This is a genomic window from Mycobacterium sp., from assembly GCF_052144515.1.
Lineage (GTDB): Bacteria > Actinomycetota > Actinomycetes > Mycobacteriales > Mycobacteriaceae > Mycobacterium.
Window position 1 is genome coordinate 1 of sequence record NZ_JBKQQD010000194.1, and the last position, 3,808, is coordinate 3,808.

Annotated in this window: 2 protein-coding genes and 1 pseudogene; 2 read left to right on the plus strand and 1 reads right to left on the minus strand. The window is 65.5% G+C overall.

Annotated features, from left to right (window positions below; translation table 11 throughout):
* Positions 1-150 precede the first annotated feature (150 nt).
* The gene (locus tag ACLP9N_RS13320; RefSeq protein ID WP_442407847.1) at positions 151-297 is read right to left on the minus strand and encodes an integrase core domain-containing protein; all 147 of its coding nucleotides are present in this window, start codon (positions 295-297) and stop codon (positions 151-153) included.
* A 52-nt stretch (positions 298-349) separates the two neighbouring features.
* Here ACLP9N_RS13320 and ACLP9N_RS13325 point away from each other — a divergent pair.
* A pseudogene (locus ACLP9N_RS13325) lies at positions 350-1,498 on the plus strand (IS3 family transposase).
* A gap of 281 nt (positions 1,499-1,779) precedes the next feature.
* Entirely contained in the window at positions 1,780-3,318 is a 1,539-nt protein-coding gene (locus tag ACLP9N_RS13330) for an aldehyde dehydrogenase family protein (RefSeq protein ID WP_442407848.1), read from the plus strand.
* The last annotated feature ends 490 nt before the right edge of the window (positions 3,319-3,808 follow it).

A 3,808-nucleotide genomic window follows, 5' to 3' on the forward strand; every position in this document is an offset into this window, starting at 1 on the left:
GGAAGCTCAACGAGCTGGTGTCGTCTGCCATTTCTGTTGCCGCTCCTCTCACATTGCCGCATCCTTGGGAACTGCTGGCCGTAACAATACTTCTCACTCAAAGGGTTGTAGGAGGCTATGCCCGCCCACCGTTCTAACTGCTTTGCGCGGTTATTGGTGGGCACAGTTGGCGGCGTAGCGGGCTGGCGGCTGGTAGCCGAGGGCGGATTGGGGTCGGTGGTCGTTGTATTGATACTTCCAATCTGCGACGAGGACGCGGGCGTGCGCCAGTGGCGTGTTCCCGGTGAATGAGTCCAACCAGTTTTAGAGTCCTGTGGCCCGATGTCGGGCTGGAAGGGACGATGAAAACATGGCTGGTCGGAAGCGGCATTCCGCGGAGGACATCGTGCGCAAGCTGCGGCGGGCGGACGAGTTGGCCGCCGAGGGCAAGACCGGTGAGGAGATCGCCGCCGAACTCGCAGTGTCTGCGGCGACGCTGTACAACTGGCGGCGCGCCTACGGCGGGATGGACACCGACGCCGCCAAGGAGCTCAAGGAGCTGCGCGAGCAGAACTCCCGCTTGAAGCGGCTGCTGGCCGAGGCCGAACTGGAGAAAGACGCCCTGCGCGAGGTGGCCAAGGGAAAATTCTGAGCCCAGCCGCCAAGCGCCGCGCCGTGGACATGCTCACCACCACGTTGAGCATGTCGGAGCGGTTGGCGTGCAAGGTGGTTGGGCTGGCCCGTTCCAGCTATCGGCGCCTGCCATCGTCGGAAACGCCGGCCGACCCGGATGCGCAGTTGCGGGCCTGGCTGTGTGCCTACGCCACTAAACACCCCTGCCATGGGTTCCGGCGTGCCTGGGCTGCGTTGCGCTATGACGAGCGCCGTGAGGTCAACAAGAAGAAGGTGCGTCGGCTGTGGCGTGAGGAAGGCTTGCAGGTGCGGGTGCGCAGTCCGCGCAAGCGGGCCGGGGTGTCCTCGATCCCGCCGGTCGACGCCGATGCGCCTGGTGTGGTCTGGGCGATCGATTTCCAGTTCGACTCCACCGTCGACGGCAAGGCGATCAAGATCGCGTCCATGGTCGACGAGCACACCCGGGTCTCGCTGCTGCACCTGGTGGAGCGCTCGATCACGGCCGAGCGCCTCGTCGCGGAGCTCGAAGTGGTGTTCGCCACGGCGGGCGGGCCTCCGAAGGCGCTGCGGATGGACAACGGGCCAGAGTTGGTTTCGGCAGCGCTGCAACGGTTCTGCGACGGCAAGGTCGGCTTGTCCTACATTCCGCCGGATAACCGTGGGAGAACGGCTACATCGAATCGTTCAACAACCGGCTACGGAAGGAGTGCCTAAACTAAACCGCAACCACGGGAACACCCTGTTCGAGGCCAGGGTGGTCATTGGCGACTTCAAACACGAGCACAACCACCGCCACCGGCATTCGGCCCTGGGTTACCGAACGCCGGCCGAGTACGCTGCGGCGTGCAGGCACACCCACACCCCGGTCACCTGCGAGATCAACTGAATCTGGAACCAAGTAACCTGACTCTAAATCCAACTCAGTATCGGGGACTCGCCAGGTCAGCAGCCGGACCACCACATTGACCAATAACCAACAACCACGCTGACCCGGCCGGCATCGCGGCCAACCACGACCCCCGGCCTCATCGTGGGCTCGGATTTGTCGTCTGATGAGCCCAAAATCCTCTGATAGATAACCGAGGGCGGCCCTGTCCGACTTGCGTCGTTGACCCGCGGGCGCGGGTTATTCTCACAACACAGACAGAACAGCTGAGAGGAGCTGCCATGACTGCGGTAGACCCGGGAATTGACCAGGGCACTATCAAGGTGCGCAACCCCGCCGACGGCCGGACAGCCGGATCGGTGCCCATCGACGGCCCCGAGACGGTGGCCGCCAAGGCGCGCGAACTACGGTTGTTCCAGCCCGAGTGGGCAGAGATTGGCCCGCGCGGGCGCAAGAAGTGGATGATGAAGTGGCAGGACTGGGTCCTCGACAACGCCAATCACCTGACCGAGGTGCTGATGTCGGAGACCGGCAAGTCCCGCGGTGACGCCAGTCTTGAGCCGATCGCCATCGCCGACGCCATCAACTACTGGGCCGGTAACGCCGAGGAGTTCCTCGCCGACCGGCATCCCAAGGCGCACAGCCCGCTTTTCCGGGTCAAGAAACTGACCACGGTATTCCGGCCCTATCCGCTGGTCGGGATGATTGAGCCGTGGAACTTTCCGCTGGCGATGCTGGCGCTGGACTTGGTGCCCGCGCTGGCGGCCGGTGCCGCGGTTCTGCTGAAACCCTCTGAGGTGACACCACTTTCGCCGGTTGAGCTCGCCCGAGGATGGAATGAGGTCGGCGCACCGCCGGTCTTCGCTCTGGCCACCGGCTACGGGGCCACCGGCGCGGCGGTGATCGAGAACTCCGATTACGTTCACTTCACCGGGTCGACGGCGACCGGTCGCAAGGTTGCGGTGGCCTGCGCGGAGCGGCTGATCCCGTGCAGTCTCGAACTCGGCGGTAAGGATCCGGCGATCGTGCTGGCCGACGCCGACCTCGACCGGGCCGCCAACGGCATCGCCTGGGGCGGGATGTTCAACTCCGGTCAGGTGTGCATCTCAGTGGAGAGGGTCTTCGTCGAGGCTCCCATCTACGACGAGTTCGTCGCCAAGCTGGCCGATAAGGTCCGCGCCGTTGCGCAGGGCCAGGAGTCCACCGCCGGCTTCAACTACGACACCGGCGCGATGGCCACCGCCGCGCAACGCGACATCGTCGAGCGGCACGTCCGGGAGGCCACCGCCGCGGGGGCGCGGGTGGTCGCCGGCGGGAACCCCACCGGAGTCGGTACCTTCTTCCAGCCCACCGTGATCGCCGATGCGGATCCGAGCATGACCTGCATGGCCGAGGAGACCTTCGGTCCGACCCTGCCGGTGGTCAAGGTGGCCGACGAGGAAGAAGCCATCCGGCTGGCCAACGATTCCGTCTACGGACTGTCGGCCACCGTGTGGACCGGGGACGCCGGCCGTGGTGAGAAGTTGGCCCGGCGCCTGGACTGTGGCGCGGTCAACGTCAACGACGCGCTGACCAACGTCTTCTGCCCGGGGCTGCCGATGGGTGGCTGGAAAGAGTCGGGTATCGGCTATCGCGGTGGCGGTGCGGCGGGGCTGATCAAGTTCTGCCGCCAGCAGGCCATCACCGCTCCGCGGCTACCCACCCAGAAGTCCGAGATGCTGTGGTACTCGTCATCGCGGAAGCAGGGCCGATTCGCACTGGCGGCGATGCGGGCCTTCGCCGGACACGGCTGGCGCCGGATCGGCCGCGGCAAGAGCTAAGGCGGCAGGGGCTAGGGCTCCCCGGCGAACGAATTCGTAGGTCAAAATAGACCTCGGAACGACACACCCGGACTCTAATCACGGGTGGACCCGGTATCGGGGACGCGCCACCCCGACCCAGGAGCCCCTGAGTCGCCGCAGCGGCCCGGGGTTGGTCTGTGTGACCCGCGGCACGCGCACCCCTTTCCGCACCCATCCAACAGTCGAGCGAACCTTCGCCGAAGACAAAAGCTGCGCCCGAGCCCGCCCCACGCTCGTTGAGGGGGCCGCCGCGCTGGTGCAAGCGGCGGACGGGCGTCGCGGCAGTTGCGCGGAACTCCCGCGCCTCGTGAAAGGCTCGTCCTCGAGTGGAGGCTCTTGACGCCGTCAAGACCCGAGAACGAAACCGCAGGTAACGAACGGGACTGAACGGGACCGAGACGGAGCGAAACCGCAGCTCAGAAGGCATATTGCCTGGTAGAGCATCGGTTTCGATTCCCGGCAGCTCCAC